Here is a 24,216-nt window from a genome sequence, read left to right as displayed (position 1 = left end):
CGCTATTTCTCTGCTGCTGTTTACTTTTTATCACTGCTTGCAGTGACGACAACAAGGTTATTCGCTTAACAATGGCGCATACATTAGATAGCCGCCATGTTACTCATCAAGCCATGGAGTATATGGCAGAACGTTTAGCTTATTACTCTGATAATCAAATGGAAATTGTAATTTATCCCGCAGCACAATTAGGCACGGAAAGAGAGTTAATAGAGCTATTACAAATCGGTAGTTTGTCGATGACAAAAGTATCGTCAAGCCCACTTGAAGGCTTTGTGCCTCAAATGAAAGTATTTGGGGTGCCTTATTTATTTAACGATAGTGAGCACTTTTGGAAAGTACTCAATAGTCAGCTTGGGCAAAAATTGCTTGATGACCTAGCTGTAGCTCGCCTTAAAGGGCTTGGCTATTATGATGCGGGTAGTCGCAGTTTTTACACAACAGATGCAGCTATTAGAACGCCCGATGACTTAATTGGTAGCAAAATTAGAGTTGTAACTAGCCCAATGGCTATTGCTACTGTGCAGTCTTTAGGTGGCGCTGCCACTCCCATTGCGTGGGGTGAACTTTATTCTGCGCTGCAACAAGGTGTTGTCGATGGTGCAGAAAATAACCCGCCTAGCTATTACCTATCTCGTCATTATGAAATTGCGAAATACTACACCTTAGATGAACACACTTTTGTGCCTGACATCGTAGTTGCTAGTCAAAAGGTTTGGCAGCAATTAACGACTCAGCAGCAACACTGGCTGAAGTTAGCAATGCAAGATTCTGTTACCTATCAACGTAGTTTGTGGCAATCAGCTTCTGATCAGGCATTACAGGCCGTTGTTGATGCGGGTGTTGAGGTTATTTACCCAGATAAACAAGTGTTTCAAGAGAAAGTAGCCCCTTTTCATGCCTCATTTAAAGGCACGCCTATCGCCGCACAAATTGCGGCAATAAAAGCGATGCAGGAGGCGTTATGAAAGAGTTTAATGCGAAAATAAATCAGCTCATTGAATGGGTATTAATTGTTGCGATGTTTGCCATTGTTGCAGTCGTTAGTTGGCAGGTGTTCTCACGCTTTATTTTGCGGTCTCCTAACTCTTACACTGAAGAACTTGCTCGTTTTTTACTTATGTGGATTGGCGTTTTAGGTGCTTCGTATGCCTATCGTACCCGAGCACACTTAGGGCTTGATCTTTTCTATCAGAAGATGATTCCAACGATACGTCGTAAGTGTTCATTTTTAATTGAGTTTTCAGTACTGATTACCGCGCTCAGCCTATTAGTTTATGGAGGCGGTATGTTGATGAACTTAAGCTTTGCATTAGATCAACGTTCAGCTGCTCTTGGGATCAATATGGGGTTTATTTACGTTGCTTTGCCAATTAGCGGCGTACTTATCACACTTAATTGCATTGAAAATATCATTTATTTTTTTAGACAAACACAGGAGCAAGAATAATGGAAATGACAGCCATCTTGTTGCTAGTTTGCTTCTTCACACTACTGTTAATCAATGTTCCGATCTCAATTAGTATTGCTCTGTCGACCTTGTTAGCACTGGTTTTACACATGGATTTTACTCCAGCGGCAACGACCATTGCGCAGCAAATGATAGGTGGAATAGATAGTTTTGCACTACTGGCTATTCCGTTTTTTATTTTATCGGGTCTGATCATGGGGCAGGGGGGCATTGCTAGGCGTTTAATTGAATCTGCTATGGCTATGGTCGGTTTTTTACCGGGCGGTCTAGCGCTGGTCAATGTGATGTCTTGTATGATGTTTGGCGCAATTTCTGGTTCTGCAGTGGCGGCCACATCGGCGATAGGCAGCTTTATGGTGCCAGAAATGAAAAAGCACGGTTATAGTGAAAACTTCGCCGCCGCAGTTACGGCTAGCGCAGCAACAACAGGTATGCTAATACCGCCAAGTAACATCTTAATTATTTATGCCATAGCAAGTGGCGGTGTGTCGATCGCGGCATTGTTTGTTGCCGGTTATTTACCAGGTATTTTACTGGGCTTAACACTGATGTTGGTCTGTGCTACCTATTCTTTAAAAAACAACTATCCCGTAGCAGCACGTTTACCACTTGCTTTGGTTTTAGAAAAAGTGATTGCAGCCATCCCTAGTTTGTTACTCATAATAATCGTTATTGGCGGTATTATAGGCGGAGTATTCACAGCCACAGAGGCCGGGGCTGTCGCTGTATTATATGCACTGGTTTTAGCCGTTTTTGTTTATAAAGAATTATCGCTAGATGAGTTACCTAAACTACTGCTAAAAGCTTGTGAGACAACGGCAATCGTGATGCTCATTATTGCCGCTTCTAGTGCGATGTCGTGGGTTTTATCCTATTCACACATTCCGCAAATGGTGAGTCAATTTTTCTTAACCTTAAGTGATAACCCATTACTAATTTTGTTATTAATCAATATCATTTTAATATTAGTGGGGGCTTTTATTGATATGACACCTGCAGTGCTTATATTTACTCCGATCTTTTTGCCCGTTGCAGCACAGTTTGGCATGTCACCGGTGCAATTTGGGGTAATGATAGTGCTTAATTTATCAATCGGTTTGGTATCGCCGCCGGTTGGTAGTGTATTGTTTGTCAGCTGCGCAGTAGCAAAAACTTCGCTTCATAAAATCATTAAGCCAATGCTGCCTTTGTATTGCGTGATGTTTATGGTGCTTATGTTGGTGACCTATTTACCTGCCATAAGTGAGTTTTTACCTCGCTTACTAGGGTTGATTGATTAATAAAAACAATTGCTTTGCTAGAGTTAACAGCTTTTATGGATAAAAGCTTGGTGCTACTATAGCTAAGTTAGTTATTTCGGAATCTTCTATGTCAGTGACAATTAATGATATTGCCCGCTTATCGGGGGTATCAAAACGTACCGTTTCTCGTGTAATAAATAGCTCCCCTGCGGTAGGTGAAGCAACACGTGAAAAAGTGCTTGAGATAATAAAGCAAACAGGCTTCTCGCCAGATAAGCAAGCCAGGGGGTTAGCCTCAAGCCGTTCGTATTTGTTAGGGCTAATTTATGATAACCCTGATGCACTCTATATTGATGAAGTGCAACGAGGTGCATTGAGTGTCTGTGCTGAATTAGGCTACGAGTTAGTGGTACACCCAGGTTCTGCAAAACGCGAAGATTTTGTTGATGACTGCTTACGTTTTATCGCTCGTTCAAAATTAGATGGCGTCATTATCTTGCCTCCGGTATCAGAAAACAAAGAGCTCGCTGCAGCTTTAAGAGATGTTGATTGTCCATACGTAAGGCTTGCATCAGTTGATTTGGATGACGCTGATAATATTGTTGTATCTGACGAGCGTGCAGCAATGCGTGATATGGCAGACCATTTAGTCGAATTAGGCCATCAGGACATTGGCTTTATATCTGGCCCACAAAATTATCGTTCATCAATAGAGCGTTTAGCTGGCTTTTTAGCTGAATTGCAGGTTTATGATGTAAATTTACCCTCAGAATATATTGTTGAAGGCAAAAATAGTTACGACAGTGGTTTAGAGTGCGCTAGGGAGTTGTTAAGCAAACAACCTAGGCCAACAGCAATCGTTGCTAATAATGATGAGATGGCCGCAGCTGTGCTCCGTGTGGCTAACAACCAAGGCATTAAAGTGCCAGAACAGTTATCGGTCGCGGGGTTCGATGACAATATTCTTGCATCTCGGATCATTCCATCGCTGACAACAATACGCCGACCTGTATTTAATATGGCATGCTTAGCCGTACAAAAGTTGATTAATCGCTCTCGTGGTAATCAAGACAAACTACCTATGCCAAAAACAGTAACGCCGCATTTGGTGACACGCGAATCAACATCTCGCGTTCCTGAGTAAGCACGACATTATGGCAGTAATGCCGTGCTAGATTTTTATAAGTTATACGCCTTTTTAACCAACCCATAAGTTAGTTGATAAGCAAGCTCGTGGGCTGTTTCAATTGTTATTTGATGATTTGTAACAAGCTCTGCTAAGTAGCGGCAATCAACTCGACGTGCTACATCATGCCTTGCTGGAATCGATAGAAAAGCTCGCGTGTCATCATTAAAACCGACCGTATTATAGAAACCTGCGGTTTCAGTTGTTTGCTGACGAAAACGCAGCATACCGGCAGGGCTATCATGAAACCACCATGCCGGACCTAGTTTTAAACTAGGGTAGTGACCAGCAAGCGGTGCCAGCTCACGACTGTAAGTCGTTTCATCTAGGGTAAATAAAATGATTTTTAACTTTGGATGATTACCATATTTACTTAAAAGAGGCTTAAGCGCATTAACATACTCGGTTTGGCTTGGAATATCTGCGCCTTTATCACGGCCAAATTGATTGAAAATTGGCTGGTTATGATTACGATGTGCACCAGGATGAATTTGCATCACAAGGCCATCTTCAATACTCATACCTGCCAGCTCCGTTAGCATTTGGCCACGAAATAGTTCTTGCTCTTGTTCTGTCGCGTTACCTGTGCGGCATTTTTTAAATAATGCTTCACATTCAGATAGTGATAAATCAGCAGTAATCGCACTGGGGTGACCATGGTCGGTTGCAGTTGCTCGACCTTCTTTTTTAAAGTAAGCGCGACGAATGCGAACTGCTTCTAAATAACCTTGCCAAGTACTGGTATCTTGATCTGTTAACTCACCAAGCTTAGTGAGATTGTCAGTAAAGTCTTCTCGGCTCGCATCCACAATATCATCAGGCCTAAATGTGGTTATAACTCGTTTGGCCATGGCCGTTTCAGCCATCTCTTTGTGGTGTTCAAGTGAGTCTAATGCACCTTCAGTTGTTGCTATGAGCTCTATATTAAAGCGATCCATTAATGCTTGCGGTTTATAAGCATCTGTTGCAAGTTCAGCGGTGATTTTATCGTAGTATTGTTGTGCGTTTTCAGAGTTAAGCTTTTCTTTAAAACCAAATACATCACAAAAAACGGCATCTAACCAGTAGCCACTTGGGGTACCTGCAAATAGGTAATAGTTATCTGCAAAAATCTGCCAAGCTTTTTTTGGATCTGCATTTTTTGATCGTGTTAAATCGCCATCGATACCATGCTCAGGAATACCAAGCTCGGTTAATTCAATACCTTGGCTGTAAAGCATTCTAAATACATAGTGATCTGGTTTTATAAAGAGTTCAGTGGCGTTGCCAAAGTTAGGGTTTTTATTAAACCACTTTGGGTCTGTATGGCCATGTGGGCTGACTATTGGAAGATCTTTTATTTCTTCATAAAGCTCTCGGGCAACACTAACAATTGCCGGGTCACTCGAAAATAGCCTATCAGGGTGAAGTGAAAGCGGCTGTGATTTAATTGACATAAGGTTCCTCAAAATCTTGCGTTGCCAGCGGTGGCAAAATTTAAATATGTAATGACTAAACTTAATTAGCAGTGAGTAACTTAGGCACGTTAGTTGTTTTTTAATGGCCTAAGACTGTTATTTATGCAATCAACTTTAGCAAATGTTGCCACCGGTGGCAATGTTGTTGCGCGAAGATAAATCTAGTCTATCTAAAATGAAAAAAGCACCGACCCTGAAGGTACAGTGCTTTATTTTCTAACTTGATGGGGAAATCAAATAAACCTTCCTTGGTTTTGCTAAACTTAGTTAGAAGCTATAGCGGAATCCTAAGCCGAATGTACGGCTATAAATAGATGCTGAGTCGTTTAGAACAGTTGGTAGTTCGTAGTATTGACGGTAAACCTCATCTGTTAGGTTTGTCGCATCAAATGTCACAACTAAGTCTTCAGTGACATCGTAACTTACTTGGAAGTCTAAACTTTGTTCTGGTCGACGATAAACTCCTCGTGGATGCGCGAAACGACCTGAGCCATAGCGATTTAAGAATGAGTCACGCCAAACGTAAGAGAGGCGAGTGCTGAAATTTTCTCGTTCATAAATTAATACACCGCTGTAAGAGGTATCTGAAACACCAAATACGCTTCTGTTTGTGTATCCTGTTAACTCACCTTCGTTGCTAAAGATTGGAATGTCTTGATCCGAATCCAAGAAGGTACCACTTGCTTGAAGGCCAATACCATCTAACCATTGTGGAACAGATTCAGGGAAGTAAACTAAGCCAACTTCAACGCCTTTAAGAACACCATTGGAGGTGTTGCCGGGTTGAGAAAGTATATAATCTTCCATCTCGCCTGTTTCTGGGTTTGGAAATTGAGCTTGGCGTAATGAATCAAAAACAAATCCTTCTATATCTCTGTAGAAGTAGGTCGCATACGCTGAGCTACCTTCATTAAAGTAGTATTCTAGTGAGAAGTCATAGTTCGTAGATTCAACTGGGCGTAGACTTTGATTACCACCGCTTGCGTTGCCATAGCCAACATTTGTAGTGTCTGGACGTAAATTAATAAAACTATTTAATTGGCCAAACTCTGGGCGGCGTAAGGTTTGCGTATAAGCAAAACGAGTAATTAAATCATCGCTTAAATGATAGCGTAGCGTTAAGTTAGGTAAGAACTTTGCGCTACTGTTTCGGCCAGTACTTTGTACTATGCCACCAACTTCTCCATCCCAGTGGTAAAAGTCCATGTCAGCGCCTGCGTAGGTATAGCGAAGACCAATATCACCGTCTAATCGATTACCAAAAAGTTGTGTTTCAAATTGGCTTTGCACATACGCAGCCCATGAAGTTTGATCGATATCGAAGTTCTTTTGTAGCGTCATTCGACGCTCGCCATCGGCGCTATCGTAGAAATTAAACGTATCACGATACTCTGCACGGTTTTGCCATAAGTTTTTTGCATTAAAGGCAACCCATGATCTCGGCAAATCACTTTTCCCATCAAAGAAATCACTATTTACGTAGTGCGCTTCTGAGCCTAGAGATGCTAATGGAATAGGGTTAAATCGATTAGAATCACGACTACTGCTATCAGCTGTACGTTTATCATAACGAACACCTGCTTTAGCTTTTGTAAAGATACCCCAGTCAACATAGAAGTCGAGGTCAAGCGTGAATGTTAAGCCATCACCATTATCCTCACCGCCGTTGTCGAACATGGTACTGGTGGTCCATAAGCTTGGATCGGTTAAATCAAGTGGAGTACCAAACTCTTCATCGTAAACAGTCCATGCCATGATGCCGTCTTCATGATTGAAGTCTGCCATGACAAATGGGAAACGAGTATTTGCCTGCATAGCAACAAACTCACGTTCATATTTACTTGTTTGATAGACCAACTCAGATTTTAGTGTTGCATCTTCAGATAGCGCCCATTTACCACCTAATGCAAACATGTAGCTATCAGTTTGGCTCTTAGAAAAGTCGCCGCTGGTAAATGCACCTGAGTCACCCCAAGCACGAGATTTGATGACATTTGTGCCTTCAAACAACACTGGTTGTGTCACGGTTTCTACCCGTGAAGAATCTGCGTATGAAAATAGTAGGTGGTTATTACTTTCGTTGCGGTAGCCATTGTAAAATGCTTCGAAAATATACTCTGATGTATCATTTGGTGCCCATTGAAATGACAGGTTTACTGCCGGGCGTTCACGTTTACCAGTTAGATCTGACTGATTTAGTGCGTCACGACTTAGATAGTACTCAACCTCACTGTCAGTTGCAGGGTCATACATGGTTGCCCCTGGCGTTCTGTCCATACCGTGTTCAAGGCCTGTTGGCCATGGGTAAATGCGATTTAAGTTATCAGCTCTAAATGGCACGAAACCACCTGGTGCACTATTTTCATCTCGGTAGCTGGTGCTAGCAAATGAAAGGTTAATTAATGCGCCGACATCACCAACTGATGATTCCCAACGATTGCTGGCAAGCACACTCACTATAGGATCGGTTTCTTCAGATTGGTCTTGATAAACGCCACGGGCATTGACCACAACCTTTGAGCCTTCAAAATTAAATGGGCGTTGGGTGCGAACATTAAGTTGACCCGCAATACCGCTCGCTAATTGGCTGGCGTTGCGTGTTTTGTATACCTCTACACTTTCAAGTAATGCTGCAGGTATGTCTGCAACAGCAAGTTGACGCCCTGCTGCGGTGAACATTTCGCGGCCATTAATTGTTGTTGTAACATCGGTTAAGCCACGGATTGTAACAGTATTTACTTCACCCGATGCGCGGTCTGTTACCTGTACACCCGTTACACGTTGTAGCGCCTCAACAAGGTTATTATCAGGAAACTTACCAATATCTTCGGCAACAATTGCATCAACAACCTGAATTGATTGGCGCTTGATATTAACGGCTTTATTTAAGCTGCTTCGGATCCCAACAACCTCAATTATTTCAAGGGAATCATTGTTGTCATTTGCTTGAGCGTTTTGTGTTTGCTCTGCAGCCTCATCTGCTGCATAAACACATTGCCCAAAAAGGGCCATACAAATTGTGCTGGCTAATGTCGTTTTCTTAAACATTTAAAATAACCTCCAAAATTATTTTAATGCGAATCAATAACAGAAGTTATTTGATTCAGTGTTAAATCAGCATCATTAGAAAAACCTCTAATGTTCGACAAGGTGCTGATATCGTGTGTTTTTTTAATAAGTGTATTTTTCCTGCATTTTTGCCACCGGTGGCATTTTTAGCCAAATAGTTGCACCGCAAGTAAGCATGCCAGGCTTGTTGTGTTGTCTTCATCCCCATAACCACGCTCCTAAATTTTATAACACAGAAAATTTAGATGTTTAAGTATTATTATATTCTTTTTAATAATTTGTTACTTATTTCTGTGTATTTTAAAAATAAGTCGTTCATTATCAACGGTTTAATTTTTTAATGATTTTCAAATAAAGAATTTAGATGTGTAGTTGCATAGCGGTTTGTATTATTTTCTGCTTCAGGAAGAGTTTGTTCTGTTGTTGTGCAAAGCTATATTTCTTTTTGGTGCAAGCTAAGTAATAAATGACATAATTATTAATTTATTTATTAAAATTAATATGATAGTACGTTTTGTGGTGTCAAATATGATGCGTAAAACAAGCACGCAAGGAGGATGAAGCTCAAAATGCTACCGGTGGCAATTGTATTATGATATGTATATAATTGGTGTTAATATAAGCTTGTGTAGACTTAAAATTTTCTAAAAACATTATAATTTCAACAGTTAGAGGAACACATATGAGGAAGGATTATTTTGGCCGGCTTGAAAAAAAGTTAAGGTTAATAAGCAAACCTGCATGGTTTGAAACCAGTATTATAAGAAATGCGTTTATCGCTTGCTTAAGCTTCTTGTTTGTAGCCTGTAATAGTCAGCAAAGTGTTGACGTTCAGCCTAATGATCAAGCTAAAACAGACATCATGATGTTAAGCGGCACCGGCAGTGATGATGCGGTGAAATGGGACTTTTACTGTAGTGAAGGGCAAAACTGTGGTCAATGGAGCAAAATAGATGTTCCTTCTAACTGGGAGCAACAAGGCTTCGGTAACTATGATTACGGCTACATCCCAGATAAACATAGCGAACAAGGTATTTATCGTCGTGATTTTACCCTACCTGCTGATTGGTCTGGTCGCAAAATTGAAATTGTTTTTGATGGTGTGATGACAGATGCCACTGTGTTTGTGAACCAACAACAAGTGGGCCCAACCCACCAAGGTGGTTTTTATCGATTCAGCTATGACATAACGCCATATTTAAAAAGTGGTGAAGCTAATGAGCTAAAGGTTGTGGTAGATAAAGTTTCGGCTAACAAAAGTATCGAAGCAGCAGAACGCGCAGCAGACTACTGGGTGTTCGGTGGTATCTATCGTCAAGTCTTTTTACAGTCTTTGCCACAATCTCATATTGATTGGGTTTCATTAGATGCAAAAGCGTCTGGTGAATTTAAAATGGATGTTTATCTCGAAGGACTAGATAAATCAAATGCTTCTGCAGTTGAAGCACAAATTTTAGATTTAGATGGCAACCCTGTAAGTGAAACGTTTAATGCCACACTTAATGGTAACAAGGTTAACTTAGCAACTAACGTGGACTCTCCTAAGCTTTGGAGCGCCGAGACGCCTAATTTATATCAAGTACGTATTGATTTAAAAGAGGGCTCTAAAACTCTACATAGGTTCAATAAAACCTTTGGCTTTAGAACTTTTGAATTACGCCCACATGACGGCTTATATTTAAATGGCGAAAAAATTATCCTTAAAGGGGTTAACCGTCACAGCTTCCGTCCAGCAACTGGACGTACTATGACTAAACAAGCCAGCATCGATGACATTAAGACGATGAAAAGCATGAACATGAATGCTGTTAGAATGTCGCATTATCCACCCGATGTGCACTTTTTAGAAGCGGCGGACCGTCTTGGTATTTATGTTATTAATGAGTTAGGCACATGGCAAAAGCCAGTTATTGATACGCCATCAGCGAGACGCCTAGTTGCTCAGCTTGTTAAACGCGACCAAGCACACCCAAGTATTTTATTCTGGGCGAACGGTAATGAAGGCGGTTTTAATACCGATGTTGATGATGATTATCACCTTTATGACATTCAAAACCGTCCAATTCTTCATCCTTGGGAGTTGTTCCGTAATATCGATACTGATCATTACCCAACTTACTCGGAACTAGTAGCTAAAAAAGCCCGTAATGAAGTATTTTTCCCAACCGAGTTCTTACATGGCTTGTATGATGGTGGCCATGGTGCAGGTTTGAGAGATTTTTGGGACTTCATGATGTCAACTCCTGTTGGTGCCGGTGGTTTCCTATGGGTGTTTGCTGATGAGGGTGTTGAGCGTACAGATCAAAATGGCCGTGTTGATACCGACTTTAACCATGCGCCAGATGGTATTGTTGGACCTTATGGTGAAAAAGAAGCGAGCTTTTTTACAATTAAAGAAATTTGGTCACCAATCCAAGTTGAAAACTTAAAGAATGGCCAGTTACTTGCCGGTTCTTTTGACGGTCAGTTGCAAGTTAAAAACCTGTATGACTTTGTTGATCTATCAACTATGTCGCTCGAGTGGCGTTTATATCAGCCAGTGACTGCGTTTTCTGATAAGAAGCAGCTTGTAGCGAGCAATAAAGCCACACTCCCTGCTATTAAGCCAGACTCGACAGGAACAGTACAATTGAACTTACCTGACAATTGGCAGCAAAATGGTTGGTTAGAGGTTGAATTTTTTGACCAGCAGCAGAATTCAATTTGGACAGATGCTTGGCCTATCCAAAGTGCGGCTAAACTTGCAAAATTAACTCAAGAGCAATTTGAAAATCAGGCATCAGCAACTAAACCAGCTCAAATTGTTAGTCAAAACGAATCTGAGTTAGCGGTTAAGGCTGCTGATAGAACAATTATTTTTGATGCAACAACAGGTCTATTAAAGTCATACAGTAAGCAAGGTCAAACTGCGGCGTTGACAAATGGTCCTAAGCTACTTCGTTCTGATAACTCACTAAATAAAGGGGTTTATAATGGTATTGGTTCATGGCTAACTCATGATCCAAATGCTGAGAAAGAAGCGCAACAAGATAAAAAACCGACAGAATTAAAGTCTGAAATTATTGCTAATGATTTAGTGATTGAAGTGATGAACCCGCCAGCAGGCATTACAAAGCTAACTTGGACTGTTCACCCTGAAGGTCATTTATCAATGGATGTTGATTACTGGCTTGACGGTGAATACATCCTTCATGGCGTTGGTTTTAATTATCCGAAAAAAGCAATTGAGCATAAACGTTGGTTAGGTGATGGTCCTTACCGTGTATGGGCTAACCGCTTAGAGGGCGTAAACTACTCTGTTTGGGAAAATGATTATAATGAAGGCGTTGCTGGCGAGCGCTGGGAATTACCAGAGTTTAAAGGGTACTTCTCGGATATTCAGTGGCTTACATTAAGCTCTGAGCAAAGTGAAATCACTTTCTCTACTGCAACTCCAGATCTATATGCGCGAGTTATGCAGCCTGATGATGGTGAGCGTCCTGATAATACATTAGCACTTAAATATGATGAAGAAATTAGCTTCTTACACAGAATTAGTGCAATAGGGTCTAAGTTCCATGCAGCCCACCACCTTGGCCCACAAGGTCGACCTGTGGCAGAAAGAGGAATAAACAATATCAAGCTAACGATATATTAATTTACAAAGACTCATTTGTTTTAGTAAAAGCGCTGCAGAAACCTGCAGCGCTTTTTTGTTTTAATCCACTAAAGTGCATTAATAAAAAGTGGTTATTTGGGGTTAAGGTTTCTTGTAGGTGTAGCACTATAGTTATAGGTCGCTTTTTAAATAGTTCTACTACATTGAGTTAGTCATCAACTGACAGACAACAATGATAACGACTATAAAGGCGATATATGCAAAAAGTAACACAATTATGTAAACGAAAATCAGCGTCGTTTACTCCGCTCGCAGTGCTCTGTGCTGCTATTTTCTCGCAGCCAAGTTTTGCAGGGAGTTGGCAGCAAAATGTCAGCATTGGCGGTTTTAATAATGTTCATATTTACACTCCTGATACGCAATCAAGCATAGGCAATGGCCATTCTTTGATGCTAGTACTGCATGGCTGCGTGCAACCCATTAATAACTACTTAACTGCGAATCTTGAAGATGCAGCCGAAGCCCATGGCATGGTAATAGCCGTTCCTGATGCTATGAATAAAGCAGGCTATAGCTGCTGGTCATATTGGCAAGGAGCAATCAATAGAAGCTCTGGTGATTATAAGAATTTAATTAATTTAGCCAATGCATTAAGTTCTGATGCAGCGCGTAATATTGACCCTAAACAAGTGTATATTGCAGGCTTATCATCTGGAGCCGCAATGGCTGCACAAACGGCTTGTGTGGCGCCTGATGTATTTGCCGGAGTTGCACCAAGCGCAGGGCCGACCATCGGCACAAGTTCAAGTGGGGCAATTTCGACCTGTGAAACAGTGTCTGAAAACACCTTTGTATCCCGCTGTGAAAGCTATGCTGGCAGTTATAAAGATCATTTTGCTACACAAATAGCGGTGATTGGTCACGGTACTGCCGATACCACAGTCAATACCTGTTACAACCAGCAAAATGCAGATGGCTTTGCTGCCCTTTATGAGGTTAATCAACTTTCAGGTACGACGACAATAAGTGATGATGCAACGCGTACCGCTGAGCAGTCACTTTGGCAAGACAATCGAGTTTCTATGCTGTGGTTTAATAATTTGGATCACTCATGGTCGGGCGGGCAAGGTGCGTCTGGTGATTATGTGGCGGCAAACAGTATTAATTTTGCAACCTATCTCGGTGAGTACTTTGCGGCTAACAATAAACGAGTTGATCGTAATGCAGGCCCTGAAATTAGTAATTTAACTGCCACAGACAGTAATAACCAGCTCACCATTACAGGCAGTGCAATCGACCTAGAAGGCAGTGTAACCAATGTTGATATTAACGTGTATAGCCTAGCCGGAGGCGCGGCAAGCTTAATTGAGTCACTGAACGTGCAAGTCGATGCGAATAATACCTTTAGCGGGGTGACAAGTGCACTCAGCGATGGTCTTTATGAAGTGCGTGTCAGTGCCACAGATAACGAAGCGAAACAAGGTGATGAAGCTAATCTTACGGTACGTGTAGGGCCAGAGCCAGCAGCTACAGCACCGTTACTGAGTGATACTGCGGCAAGTGTAAACGGGCAGTGCGCTACAGTAACCGGCACGGTGATTGATGATAATCAAAACTTAAGTACTGTCGTGGTCAGTTTTAGCAATGGTGATGTGACGGCTACAGTGAATGGGCTTGAGTACTTTGCTGAGCAATGCAATCTAGCGGGTGGCAATAATACCGCAGTGATAACCGCGAGCGATGATACTTTGCTGACATCAATAGATAGCATTAGTTTTGTCATCGATGCTGGCGTGACAGGCGATTACAATCTTCATATCAACGAAGGCCATATAAGCTGGGGCGAAGGTTATTCTGCCTGTTATTTAGCGTTTGGAACCGCTGCATTTACTATGCGTGAATATTCAGCGAGCACAAATCAATGTCAGTGGATTGCTGATGATAACTCAAGTTGTGCAGGGCCATTACAGGCATGCAGAACCACCACTGAACCGACTAATGACGCAGACAACGACGGTGTGCTCGACGGCGCAGATAATTGCCCGAATGTAGCAAATGCTGATCAAGCTGATAACGATAATGACGGGATTGGTAATGTGTGTGACAGCACTCCAGATGGTGAAACGAGTGACTCCGACAGCGATGGTGTCAGTGATAGCCTAGATAACTGTCCGCTGGTGGCCAATAGTGATCAGCTAGATAGTGATGCAGATGGTGTGGGTGATGCGTGTGACTCAACACCGAATGGTGATTACCAATGCAGCGAAACCACTTCAAGCAACTATGCACATGTGCAAGCAAACCGCGCAACCACCAATGGCTCTTACGCCTATGCGGTGGGCTCAGGTGATAACCTAGGTCTTTATAACACTTTTTATACTAGTACCTTAGCGCAAACCAGTGCTGGGTATTATGAATTAGGTAATTGCCCTAATTAATAGATGCGTGTCGCCCATTCGGGCGACACTTTTTTCTAAACAGCGTTTAGAACTTATAAGTCAGAGTTAGGCTACCGTTTGTTGGCGCGCCATAATAACCTACAGTTTGTAAGCTATTGATGTATTGCTCATCAGTAATATTATTAACGTTTGCCTGTACTGCAACTTGGTCATTAATATTCCAACGCGCGAAGGCGTTTAGCAGGGCGTAACTACCTTGCTTAACATTGTAATCAGTGCTTTCAATTTTAGATTGCCAACGGCCATTTAAACCCACAACCATTGCATCTGTTAATTCATAATCCACTGTTACACCAACAACATCTCGAGGTGCCCATTTATTGGTGTCGGCACCATTTTCATCTGTTACATCAATATGCGTATAAGATGCGACGATATTCATAGCGTCGGTGATTTTACCTGTGACTTCAAATTCATAACCTTCTGACTCAATAGACACGCCTTCATAGTAATAAATACCATCTTCAGTGAGGCCCGCATATTGCGCAAAGTTATCTTGCTCTGCAGTAAAATAAGCAAATGTTGTCATTAAGGCATCATCAAACCAAGAAGCCTTAACACCAGTTTCAAAGTTAGTGCCTTTGGTAGGTGCTAAATATTGGCCGTTGTAATCAGCTTGCTCTTGTGGCTGATAAATATCTGAGTAACTGGCGTATAAGTTTAAATCATCGTTTAACTTATAGGTAAAACCGACATATGGGCTTGTCTCGCTCTCATCATTATCGATAGATGCACCGGCATTCATGCCTGAGCGTTCAAACTCAATAGCGTTAAAACCAACCACGGTAAATAATTTATCAGTAATATTTAACTGAGCCGAGCCAAAGTAACGGGTTAGCTTTTGTTCAATATCTGAATAAAGAACCGGTGTTAACCAATCAGGTTCTGGGATCGCATCTAAATCATATGGAAATGCAGGGGTTGGTCCATAAGCCGGTGTATTGCAAAATCAAATGGGTGTTGATACATCACATCATCACTTTTAGCATGGCTTACCCCAAAGCTTGCTTGGTGCTCTTTACCAAACAATTCAAAGGCACCAAATGCTTTTACTTCAAATAAATCAGCGTCTACTTCACTGTCGTAGCGACCCGGCCAACCACTTAGGCCAAGATTGGTGTCTTTATCAATGCTGCCACTGGCATAAAATAGTTTGTCTTGCTCTTCAAAACCACGGAAGTTGTAGCTCGCTTGAAGCTGCCATGCGTTTGCAAAAACATAGTTGTATTCAACAAATGCAGAGGTATTAATGGTGTCCCACATTGTCCACTCTTGGGTGGTTGTGTCGCTGACATCCCATTTAGCTTGAGTGCCATCTGTGTAGTTATAAACAAGGCCGCCCCAAGTATTGCCATCGGTATCTGCGTCTTGATATGAGTAACCGATAGTAACCGTTGAGTTATCAGTAAGCTGACCATCTACCACCGCAGAGAAAAACTCGCGGTTGTTCTCAAGGCCATCTAGGTATGACTCTTTATCTTCTACGGCAGCAACAAAACGAGCAGCCCAACTACCTGATTCGGTTAATAATAGTGAGTAGTCAGCTTGTAAACGTTTAAAATCCCATGAACCAACAGAGACACCGATTTCGCCGCCGTTTTCGTTTTTAGGGCGTTTGCGTACATAGTTAAGCGTACCCGATGCATTACCTACACCAGTGAGTAAGCCATTGGCACCACGAATAACTTCAATTTTTTCGTAGCCGTATGCTTCCATTGCGCCGGTAACGATACCCCAGTCATTCGGTAAGCCAACCCCATCGATTTGTGTATTCTTAATTTCAAAACCACGTGATGTGTAGTTGGTACGGTTTGTTTCCCATTCTTCAACATTGATACCTGGCGCTAAGCGCAAAGCATCATTAATGTTAAAAGCAGAATAATTTTTTAATTGCTCAGCAGAGATCACACTGATTGATTGCGGCGTTTCATCAATTTCTAGTGCTAAACCTGTCGCGCCTTCACTAATACGGTTTTGTCGAATACCCACAATTTCGATTTTTTCGAGGTTAGCTTCTACGTCAGTTGTTTGTTCTGCAAAACTGATTTGAGGGTAAAGTGCACAAAGAATAGCGGTTGCAACAGGCAACTGAGTGAATTTCATTTTTATCTCCGCGTGTTATTTAGCAAATTTTTATAGGGTTATTGTTTTTAATAAGGAAACAATTGGCGGGTAAGTTATCACAACTGATAATAGTTATCATCACCATTCACCGCAAAAGTGGTATGTTAATACAAATAAATGTAACAAATTATGTCGGAGAGTTTTGTCTGTATGAAAAGGCAAGTTTATACCAATTCGCTTAATTAAGTGGTCTATTTTGAGGCAATAAAACCTCGTTGGTAACAAGGCAAAAATTTCGTTATTTAGTTGTGCTCGGCAATTGCTCCTGCATTGCTCTACCTTCTGCATCCATGCAGTCGTAAATCAGAAATTTTTAACGCAGGTAGCGACAGGTTTAATCCCTCAAAATGATTAAGTATTATTGCGGATTGGTATTACTAATTAGATATGAAAAAGGCGCCCTAAGGCGCCTAGATTTAGGAGTATTTATTTTCTGCGGATACTAAAGTTATCTGGACCTCTACTTGTAATAGATTGAGCAAGGCTCACTTCCTCGATATCCATTACTTGTACTCGCTCTTTAGTGTGAACTACCTCAGCATCTAAAGATTGCTCTTCGTGTATCAGGTAGAAATGATCGCCAATTTGGCCCCCGTTATGATCTATATCAGCTTGGTGTAAGCTGTATTGCTTATTACCTGCACGAGTTTCTAGAGTACCCGTTGTACCTGAGCCAGGAAGAATCGCAAAGTAAGCAACGCGTTCATTACGGTGACCTTCATTTAGACTATCTTGCTCATAAAATGCAGCACTAAAACCTGTATTATTTAAGCCTGCAACGCGCGTATAAACTGTATGAGGGCCATTAAAAGTTTGTGTTTGCAAGAATATATGTGGTTTTGCTGTAAATGCTTCGCTAAATTCTACCGCTTTATAAGCTTTAGTATCGTTTAAAATAAAGCTGCCAATTTCAACGATAGTACCATCGCTCATTGTGTAGCGACCTTCGTCCATTGTTAAGAAGTCAAACGACTCAATATTAGGGTGACCTTGGCCGTCTTGCAGATATTGCCACTCTTGGAAAGATACAGAATATCCCGTTGGTGATACGTCAGTTAAACGGTTTGTACCACCGTGTTTACCATTAAATGTTGGCGCAGAGGTAAATACAGCTGGTGCGGTAAATTCTTGATCACCAAAGTCATAACTTTTCCAGTTGCTATCTAGCTGTTTAATCACTGCTTCTGAATAGTAAGGGATTAGTTCACTCGGTAATGAGCAGCTAGGCTCTACATCACATGCTACAGCATTTTGCGTATTGGTCGTTAAGTCGTTAATGCGAACTGGTAGTGTTGCTACAAGGCAGGTTTCGCCTGAGTACGGATCTAAACGGTATAGCTTAGATTCGTTTTTATCGCCATGGTCATTGATGACAGAGCGGCTGATCACAAGGTCGCCATTGTTATTAACTGTGGCACCACCAACCGCGATTAAATCGTGTTTTGAAAGCTCGGTAGCCGCAAAGCTTGTGCGGTCAATACTGTAAACTGAGGTTGTGGTTATTAATAAAAGCTCGCCATTTTTAATTACTAAATCAGCGCGGCTTAAGCCATCAATGTCGCTATAATCAGCCAGCACAGTTGCTTCGCCAGTGTTTTTATCAATGCTATAAAGCTTGGTAAAACTTACTGCAAGTAGTGAATCAGAGCTTGCATCATAGGTCATACCAATTACAGATTTAGTTGTACCAACCACAACATGTTCAGCTGTAGCATGATCTAAATAGGCCAAGCGACTATATTTGAATTTATCGGCACGAATTGGTAGGTGAGAAAACTGCTCATCACTGATGTCTAGGTGACTTACATCAACTTTGTACTCTAACGGAATAGGTGATGAAGCATAATAAGTACGGTTTGTTGAGGCATCATAAGCAATCGCAGCAGAACTAAACTGGGCGATTGAATGTGCCGTAGCCGATTTGTTTTGCTCGTCAAGGCTAAATACAACACCGGTTTCACCACGGCCTGAGTTCATTGCAAAGATTTCGCCCTGGCAGCTAGCTGCAACAACATTTGATGTAGCTAATGCACTTGCAACCGCAAGGCTTGAAAGTAACAAGTTAGTTTTTATCGACATAAGTAAATCCCACTATTAGGTTTATTCCGACACAAAGAGATAAGACCACTTTGTATTAATAGTGAGCATTATAGTGAGAACCCTCACTTTACGAATGCCGATAAAAGCTGTTTTTGAGTCTAAAATTTAGTCTTTAAGTATTAAAAAAAGCATTTAAAGTGTTAAATTAGCTGTTTTTCTGACTTTTCTGATCTTCTGAATTGCTCGACATCGAGCTGCCAACTGAAGCGGTAATCACTAATAAAATAGCTAGCCATTGCCACACGCTTAAAAATTCACCTAGGATTATAAAGCCAGCCAATGCTGCAATCGCGGGCTCTAAACTCATCATAATGCTGAAGCCTTGCGCTGGCATATTACGTAGTGCCACCATTTCTAAGGTATAGGGCAGTGCACTCGACATGACTGCCACTAAAATACCGAGCGGTAAAACTTCCCAACTCAATAGTGCAACTCCTTGAGAAGCTGCGCCGTAAGGCACAAGTACAATCGCGGCGACGCTCATACCCATGGCAACGGTCATTCCGCCTGAGCCTTGGTTTCCGGTCTTTTTGCCAAACAATATATAAAACGCCCAACAGGCACCCGCCGCCAGGGCTAAAATAACACCTACAGGGTCGAGGCTGTCTTCGCCTTTCATATCGGGTAATAATAAAATAATGCCAGCAATGGCGCAGGCTACCCAAAATAGGTCGCGTTTTTTACGTGACGAAAGCAGAGCAACCGCAAGGGGGCCAGTAAACTCTAGCGCAACACCTATCCCTAAAGGAATACGTTCAATCGCGTAATAAAACAGAATATTCATGCCACCTAAACTCAAGCCATAAACGATGATAGGCATACGTTGCCCAATAGGTGGAAATGCGCGCCAAGGTTTAAACACAAGGCACAAAATAGCAGCTGAAAAGCCTAAGCGCAGTGCTGTGGTGCCTTCAGGGCCAATTAAAGGGAATAATTGCTTTGCAACGGAGGCACCAGATTGAATGGTAACCATTGCGAGAAGCACGCAAATAACAGCAATAAAAAACGGTGGAATGGTGCGCTGCATCACTGTCCTTATGAAAGTTAATACCTTAAGTTTGCGGCGATTTTACTGATGTTTTGTAGGAGAAGAAATGTTTTTCGTTAAACGGACACAGATTTTCGATAAAGCAAAAGTATGGGTATCAAATTGCTTTGATACCCATACTTAGAATGCTTAAGCTCGACTTGCTTGTTCAAAGGCTGGCATGATGGTTTGCGTGGTCTGTTTTTGTTGCTGGCGTTTGGCCATTTTAAAGAAAATAGCAGCAAAAATAGCAGCGACAATATCAACCATATAGCTTGTGTAAAAAAGCGAATTAACGTTACTTAAAGCAAGTTTTAGTAAGGTTGATAGCACCATTAATGTACATAGGCCAGCTAGTAAATAAAAGCCCGCAGTGGTTGCCTGTTGTACAGGTTTTAAGAAGCTATATATTACAAAAGCAAAAAAAGCGGCGTAATAACTGTATAGGGTGGCGTAGTTTGTGTTGCTAACAAATGTAGGTAGCCATTTGGCAGCAACGAGTGTGAAAGCGACAGCTATCATAGACCCGAAACAAACGCCAATGGTGAGTTTTGCCATAAACAAGGTGCTGCGTTTATTGGGATCTTTTTTGAAGCGTTTGTCTATCCACAGTAGATTACCCGAATAGAATAAGAAGGCGCCAAGTAACCCCATAACGAAGTAGCCCCAACGACCCCAATCTCCACCATAGGTGCCAAAATGGAGTGAGAAAATACTGGCAACCATGTTACCCCACACTGCATCTTCGCCTTGCGGATAGCTTGAATTAACCACTTCTAGCGTGTATGGGTTCATAAATAAGTAATCGGTATCCGGGCCACGTACTACCGCATTATTGTTACTCATCATAAACACCGCAGAAGGTGATGCCGAATTTAAATTACTATAGCGAATGTGGATTGGCTCATAGCCGGGAGCATAGTTTTTCGCTGCGAGTACTTGCTCATTAATACGTGGTAAGTTTTCAATATGAAAACTTTGCGCGGCAGGTGCAGGGCGCTGAAACAATGGCTTACCATCATAAAATTGCGCTAAACCACCATAAATAAAATCATGAAACGCAAACACCACCACAGTAAATGCAATGACTAAGTGAAATGGTAAACTGGCGATACCAATAAGGTTATGGCTATCTAGCCAAAATCGACTAGGTCCTTTTTCTTTTCGCAGTGCAAAAAAGGTTTTAACTAATGTCGGCAGTAAAATAATTACCCCTGAGACCAAAGCTAAAAAGTACAAAACACAGGCAATACCAAGAATATAAACACCAGATTGGTCATGGCCAATTTCGCCTATAAAGCCTGCTGTACGGTGTAAATAATCAACTAAATCGGCAAGTTCGTTTTCGGTTTGTGCGCTGACGTTTAATGTGCCATCAGCATTTAGGTGTGCGAAGTTAAGTTTTTTATCAAGCTCCATGCCTCGGGCATTGCCTTTGATATACCACGAAAGAGGTGCACCTTGGGTATGTAAATCAAGGTTAAAGCCTTTGGCAAGTTGCTCGCCTCGCTCATTAATCGCAGTATCTACCAGCGTTTGGTAGTCATAATTAGAGCTGGTGATTTTAGGAGCTTGTATAGGTGCTGCCCATTGCTGGATTTCATGCTTGAACATGGTCAAACTGCCCGCATAAAAACCAATAAACAGCACTAAACCTGCAATGATGCCTGTCCATGTGTGTACACCTTGATAGGTGCGAAGAATATCCGATCTTACTTTCATGAGGCACTCCTTAGCATAAAAAACACGCCATAAAGCAGCAAAGTTAAGCTGCCAAGGATAAGCCACGCTTGTTTTGCTGAGTTGAATAAATAACTAAAACTAAAAATGGTTAGCCAAACAGGCGTGATCATCCACATGTTAAATTGCACTTTATCGCGAGCATCAATGCCTCCTGGGCCATACCAAGCAAAAAAAGCAACGAAAATAAATGAGAGTGCCAGCCCTAAGAATGTACCTGCTAGGGTTTTTCCTAACCAAGTCGGCTGGCGTTTAGATGAGCTTGTCATGAATTATCCTTTTCTTTGCAGCAGGCTAATAAAAGGGATCAGCATCAACATTAGCATGATGCTAAAGATGATGAAGAACACGGTTGCCGTGGTTGAAAACTGTTGAAGGGCAAGTATTAGTGCGCAAACGGTTAACGTAATTGAAAGTAATCTCCATTGTTTTTTAATTGGTTTTTTTAAGAATCGCTGCTGCTTTCTGGTGCAGTAGAAAATACTGACAGCGAAAACGACAAGCAGGGTAACGGTAAAAATGAGCATAAGATTATAGTTGTAGCTGATGTTAAATGTAATTGTAAATGATAACTAAACTCAATTGCAATATCATTAAGCTTGTGTTAATTTCCTAGCGCTTTTTTATCAAACTTAATTTGTTTAATTCTAATAATCTCTTACGGGGAAAGGACATTGGCTACTGCATTTAAACTTAATTCACTCACCAAAGTTATGCTTACATCATTACTTGTTACGCAAGGCTCAGCATGGGCTGACGACCAAAGCAGTCGAAAATCCATGGATACCATTGTTGTTACAGGTGAAAAAACAGAGAAGTCACTTAAAGAGACCATGTCGTCAGTGGCGGTTGTTGATAAGTCGCTTTTAGAAAACGGCCAACTTGCGTCGATATCTGAAGCACTATCAGAAATGGCGAACGTTGTAGTTTTAACAGGCTCGGTGCCAGATATGCGAGGCGTATCTGGTAATGGTGGTGCAACAGGTTTTAACTCATTTAGTGGTGGCTCAAAGGCTCGTGTTTCAACCTTGATTGATGGTGTTAGCCAACCGTTTGTAGCCGATTTAACCGGTGATACGGGTCTGTGGGATGTAGAACAAATTGAAGTTTACCGAGGGCCGCAATCAACCAGTAATGGTCGTAACAGTATTGCGGGGGCTGTCTACATGACAACAAAAGCACCTACTCAAGAATTTGAAGGAGCAGTACGTGTCGGTTATCGTAACCAAGATAGCTACCTAGATACTGCCGCAGTGGTATCAGGGGCGTTAGTTGAAGATGTATTAGCATTTCGTTTATCAACTCAGTATGTTGATGGCGAAACGTTTTCGAATCCACCGGTATACGAAACAAATCCAACTGATCGTGAATTAAACAAGCTAAATACCAGCAGCACACGCGCTAAATTACTTTACACACCAAATGAAGATCTTGCTGTACAGCTAACTTATTCAACTTACAGTGAAGAAGGTAATTCGGGTCGTAAATACTTTTTAGCGGATGAGCCATTTGATTATGAGCCGCTATATCAACGTATTATGGATACTGAATCTGAAACCACGCAAGTAAATGTTGATTACAAGATTAACGATGATTTATCGTTAGATGTTTTAGTTGCTTACATGGATTACAAATGGGGCTTTGAAGCATACGAGCCACTTGAAAGCGCAGAATCTGACGTATCAATGGATGAGAGTAATATCACTGTAGATTCTAAACTTAACTTTGGTTTAAGCAATGATTTTTACTCAGGCTTCATTGGTCTTGCTTACTTTGATCGTGACCAAGACTTTGAAAGTGTGGGAGCAACAAACTATTACGGCGACGATAGCAGTAAATCGACCGCAGTCTATGGTGAAACAAGCTTTAACCTAAGCCGCGAATTAACATTAACAGCGGGTCTGCGTATTGAGCGTGAAGAACAATTACGTAATTTCAATATGGCATTTCGTGGTGATATGCTCGTTGAGCAACTTGATAATTCACACACACTTCGTTTACCAAAGCTCGCGATTCAATATGATATTAGTGACGAAACGACATTATTTGCTAGTGCACGTCGTGGCTACAACGCGGGTGGTGGCGCACTCGATTTTACTGCTGAAGATTATTACTACTACGACGAAGAAACCGTTAATACCTATGAAATTGGTTCGCGCAGCGTTTTAAATAATGGTGACATGAATATCAGTGCTAATGTGTTTTACAATAACTTCAACGGTTATCAAGCGCTTAGCTCAGCACGTAAAATCACTAATATTGAAGATGCTCATAGCTATGGTTTAGAAGTTGAAGCTTACAGCATGTTGGGCGATCAGTGGCAGTTACATGGCGGTTTCGGTTTATTGAAAACTAAAATTGATGAATCATCAGCCTTTCCTGATGCCGTTGGCAATGATTTAAACTCTGCACCGGAGTTAACGGCGAGTTTAGGTCTGTCGCATTGGTTTACCGATAGTCTAAAAGTGAATTTAAGTGCCAATTATGTTGATGAGTTTTATGGCGACTTAACAAACACAGAAGAGCGCGTTGCAGGTGATTACACCATTACGCGTTTATCGATGACTTATGATACTGAACAATGGTTGATAAGTGCCTTCATCAACAACGCCTTAGATGAAGAAGCATATACCTCACAAGAACCTGTCAGTGGTCGTTACCCACAAGGCTATGTGGCAGTGGTTAACCCGCAAACTATCGGTGCATCTGTTACTTACCGATTTTAAACTAATCGCTAGTCGCTG

13 protein-coding genes and 1 pseudogene are annotated in these 24,216 nt (G+C 41.6%); 7 read left to right on the top strand and 7 right to left on the bottom strand.

The annotated features are described in order from the left end of the window. Positions 1 to 71: 71 nt before the first annotated feature. From PASHI_RS11985 to PASHI_RS11970, 4 genes are all read left to right on the top strand, one after another. Complete coding sequence (locus PASHI_RS11985) at positions 72 to 968, top strand: TRAP transporter substrate-binding protein (protein ID WP_156426482.1); 897 nt, start codon at positions 72 to 74, stop codon at positions 966 to 968. After that, complete coding sequence (locus tag PASHI_RS11980) at positions 965 to 1,450, top strand: TRAP transporter small permease (protein WP_062565778.1); 486 nt, start codon at positions 965 to 967, stop codon at positions 1,448 to 1,450. Before PASHI_RS11985 ends, PASHI_RS11980 begins: the two co-directional genes overlap by 4 nt. Further along, on the top strand, positions 1,450 to 2,751 hold the full coding sequence (locus PASHI_RS11975; protein WP_062565777.1) for a TRAP transporter large permease: 1,302 nt from the start codon (positions 1,450 to 1,452) through the stop codon (positions 2,749 to 2,751). The genes PASHI_RS11980 and PASHI_RS11975 overlap by 1 nt, the downstream gene beginning before the upstream one ends. Before the next feature lie 88 nt (positions 2,752 to 2,839). Continuing rightward, positions 2,840 to 3,856: a LacI family DNA-binding transcriptional regulator gene (locus tag PASHI_RS11970; RefSeq protein ID WP_054562498.1), complete on the top strand. Its 1,017-nt coding sequence runs from the start codon at positions 2,840 to 2,842 to the stop codon at positions 3,854 to 3,856. Between the two features lie 35 nt (positions 3,857 to 3,891). Here the strand turns inward: PASHI_RS11970 and uxaC are convergent, their stop codons facing one another. Beyond that, the gene (uxaC, locus tag PASHI_RS11965; RefSeq protein ID WP_062565776.1) at positions 3,892 to 5,334 is read right to left on the bottom strand and encodes a glucuronate isomerase; all 1,443 of its coding nucleotides are present in this window, start codon (positions 5,332 to 5,334) and stop codon (positions 3,892 to 3,894) included. 288 nt (positions 5,335 to 5,622) lie between these two features. Further along, entirely contained in the window at positions 5,623 to 8,403 is a 2,781-nt protein-coding gene (locus PASHI_RS11960; RefSeq protein WP_062565775.1) for a TonB-dependent receptor, read from the bottom strand. 703 nt (positions 8,404 to 9,106) lie between these two features. Here PASHI_RS11960 and PASHI_RS11955 point away from each other — a divergent pair. Both PASHI_RS11955 and PASHI_RS11950 read left to right on the top strand, forming a co-directional pair. After that, complete coding sequence (locus PASHI_RS11955) at positions 9,107 to 12,061, top strand: glycoside hydrolase family 2 protein (protein WP_062565774.1); 2,955 nt, start codon at positions 9,107 to 9,109, stop codon at positions 12,059 to 12,061. Positions 12,062 to 12,279: 218 nt separating this feature from the next. Continuing rightward, positions 12,280 to 14,460 carry an extracellular catalytic domain type 1 short-chain-length polyhydroxyalkanoate depolymerase gene (locus PASHI_RS11950; RefSeq protein ID WP_062565773.1) on the top strand — a complete coding sequence of 727 codons (2,181 nt, stop codon included), beginning with the start codon at positions 12,280 to 12,282 and terminating at the stop codon, positions 14,458 to 14,460. Between the two features lie 46 nt (positions 14,461 to 14,506). Here the strand turns inward: PASHI_RS11950 and PASHI_RS11945 are convergent. From PASHI_RS11945 to PASHI_RS11925, 5 genes and pseudogenes are all read right to left on the bottom strand, one after another. Further along, positions 14,507 to 16,584 (bottom strand): annotated as a pseudogene (locus tag PASHI_RS11945) (TonB-dependent siderophore receptor). Between the two features lie 447 nt (positions 16,585 to 17,031). Further along, entirely contained in the window at positions 17,032 to 18,684 is a 1,653-nt protein-coding gene (locus PASHI_RS11940) for a hypothetical protein (RefSeq protein WP_062565772.1), read from the bottom strand. Between the two features lie 166 nt (positions 18,685 to 18,850). After that, positions 18,851 to 19,732 (bottom strand): EamA family transporter, encoded by an 882-nt coding sequence (locus PASHI_RS11935; RefSeq protein WP_062565771.1) that lies wholly within the window; start codon positions 19,730 to 19,732, stop codon positions 18,851 to 18,853. A 150-nt stretch (positions 19,733 to 19,882) separates the two neighbouring features. Continuing rightward, positions 19,883 to 21,454, bottom strand: coding sequence for a PepSY-associated TM helix domain-containing protein (locus tag PASHI_RS11930; RefSeq protein ID WP_062565770.1), 1,572 nt, complete (start codon positions 21,452 to 21,454; stop codon positions 19,883 to 19,885). After that, the gene (locus tag PASHI_RS11925; RefSeq protein ID WP_062565769.1) at positions 21,451 to 21,741 is read right to left on the bottom strand and encodes a hypothetical protein; all 291 of its coding nucleotides are present in this window, start codon (positions 21,739 to 21,741) and stop codon (positions 21,451 to 21,453) included. The genes PASHI_RS11930 and PASHI_RS11925 overlap by 4 nt, the downstream gene beginning before the upstream one ends. Positions 21,742 to 22,185: 444 nt before the next feature. Between PASHI_RS11925 and PASHI_RS11920 the strand changes: the two genes are divergently transcribed. After that, complete coding sequence (locus PASHI_RS11920) at positions 22,186 to 24,198, top strand: TonB-dependent receptor (RefSeq protein WP_062565939.1); 2,013 nt, start codon at positions 22,186 to 22,188, stop codon at positions 24,196 to 24,198. Positions 24,199 to 24,216: the final 18 nt, after the last annotated feature.

The sequence above is a fragment of the Pseudoalteromonas shioyasakiensis genome (assembly GCF_001550135.1).
Taxonomy (GTDB): domain Bacteria; phylum Pseudomonadota; class Gammaproteobacteria; order Enterobacterales; family Alteromonadaceae; genus Pseudoalteromonas; species Pseudoalteromonas shioyasakiensis.
Note: the sequence above shows the minus strand (reverse complement) of the source record. Positions and strands in the feature narration are given on the sequence as shown.

Coding starts and splice junctions, on each gene's coding strand:
- PASHI_RS11985 (WP_156426482.1), top strand. CDS start 72: ATGGCGCATACATTAGATAGCCGCCATGTTACTCATCAAGCCATGGAG.
- PASHI_RS11980 (WP_062565778.1), top strand. CDS start 965: ATGAAAGAGTTTAATGCGAAAATAAATCAGCTCATTGAATGGGTATTA.
- PASHI_RS11975 (WP_062565777.1), top strand. CDS start 1,450: ATGGAAATGACAGCCATCTTGTTGCTAGTTTGCTTCTTCACACTACTG.
- PASHI_RS11970 (WP_054562498.1), top strand. CDS start 2,840: ATGTCAGTGACAATTAATGATATTGCCCGCTTATCGGGGGTATCAAAA.
- uxaC (WP_062565776.1), bottom strand. CDS start 5,334: ATGTCAATTAAATCACAGCCGCTTTCACTTCACCCTGATAGGCTATTT.
- PASHI_RS11960 (WP_062565775.1), bottom strand. CDS start 8,403: ATGTTTAAGAAAACGACATTAGCCAGCACAATTTGTATGGCCCTTTTT.
- PASHI_RS11955 (WP_062565774.1), top strand. CDS start 9,107: ATGAGGAAGGATTATTTTGGCCGGCTTGAAAAAAAGTTAAGGTTAATA.
- PASHI_RS11950 (WP_062565773.1), top strand. CDS start 12,280: ATGCAAAAAGTAACACAATTATGTAAACGAAAATCAGCGTCGTTTACT.
- PASHI_RS11940 (WP_062565772.1), bottom strand. CDS start 18,684: ATGTCGATAAAAACTAACTTGTTACTTTCAAGCCTTGCGGTTGCAAGT.
- PASHI_RS11935 (WP_062565771.1), bottom strand. CDS start 19,732: ATGCAGCGCACCATTCCACCGTTTTTTATTGCTGTTATTTGCGTGCTT.
- PASHI_RS11930 (WP_062565770.1), bottom strand. CDS start 21,454: ATGAAAGTAAGATCGGATATTCTTCGCACCTATCAAGGTGTACACACA.
- PASHI_RS11925 (WP_062565769.1), bottom strand. CDS start 21,741: ATGACAAGCTCATCTAAACGCCAGCCGACTTGGTTAGGAAAAACCCTA.
- PASHI_RS11920 (WP_062565939.1), top strand. CDS start 22,186: ATGCTTACATCATTACTTGTTACGCAAGGCTCAGCATGGGCTGACGAC.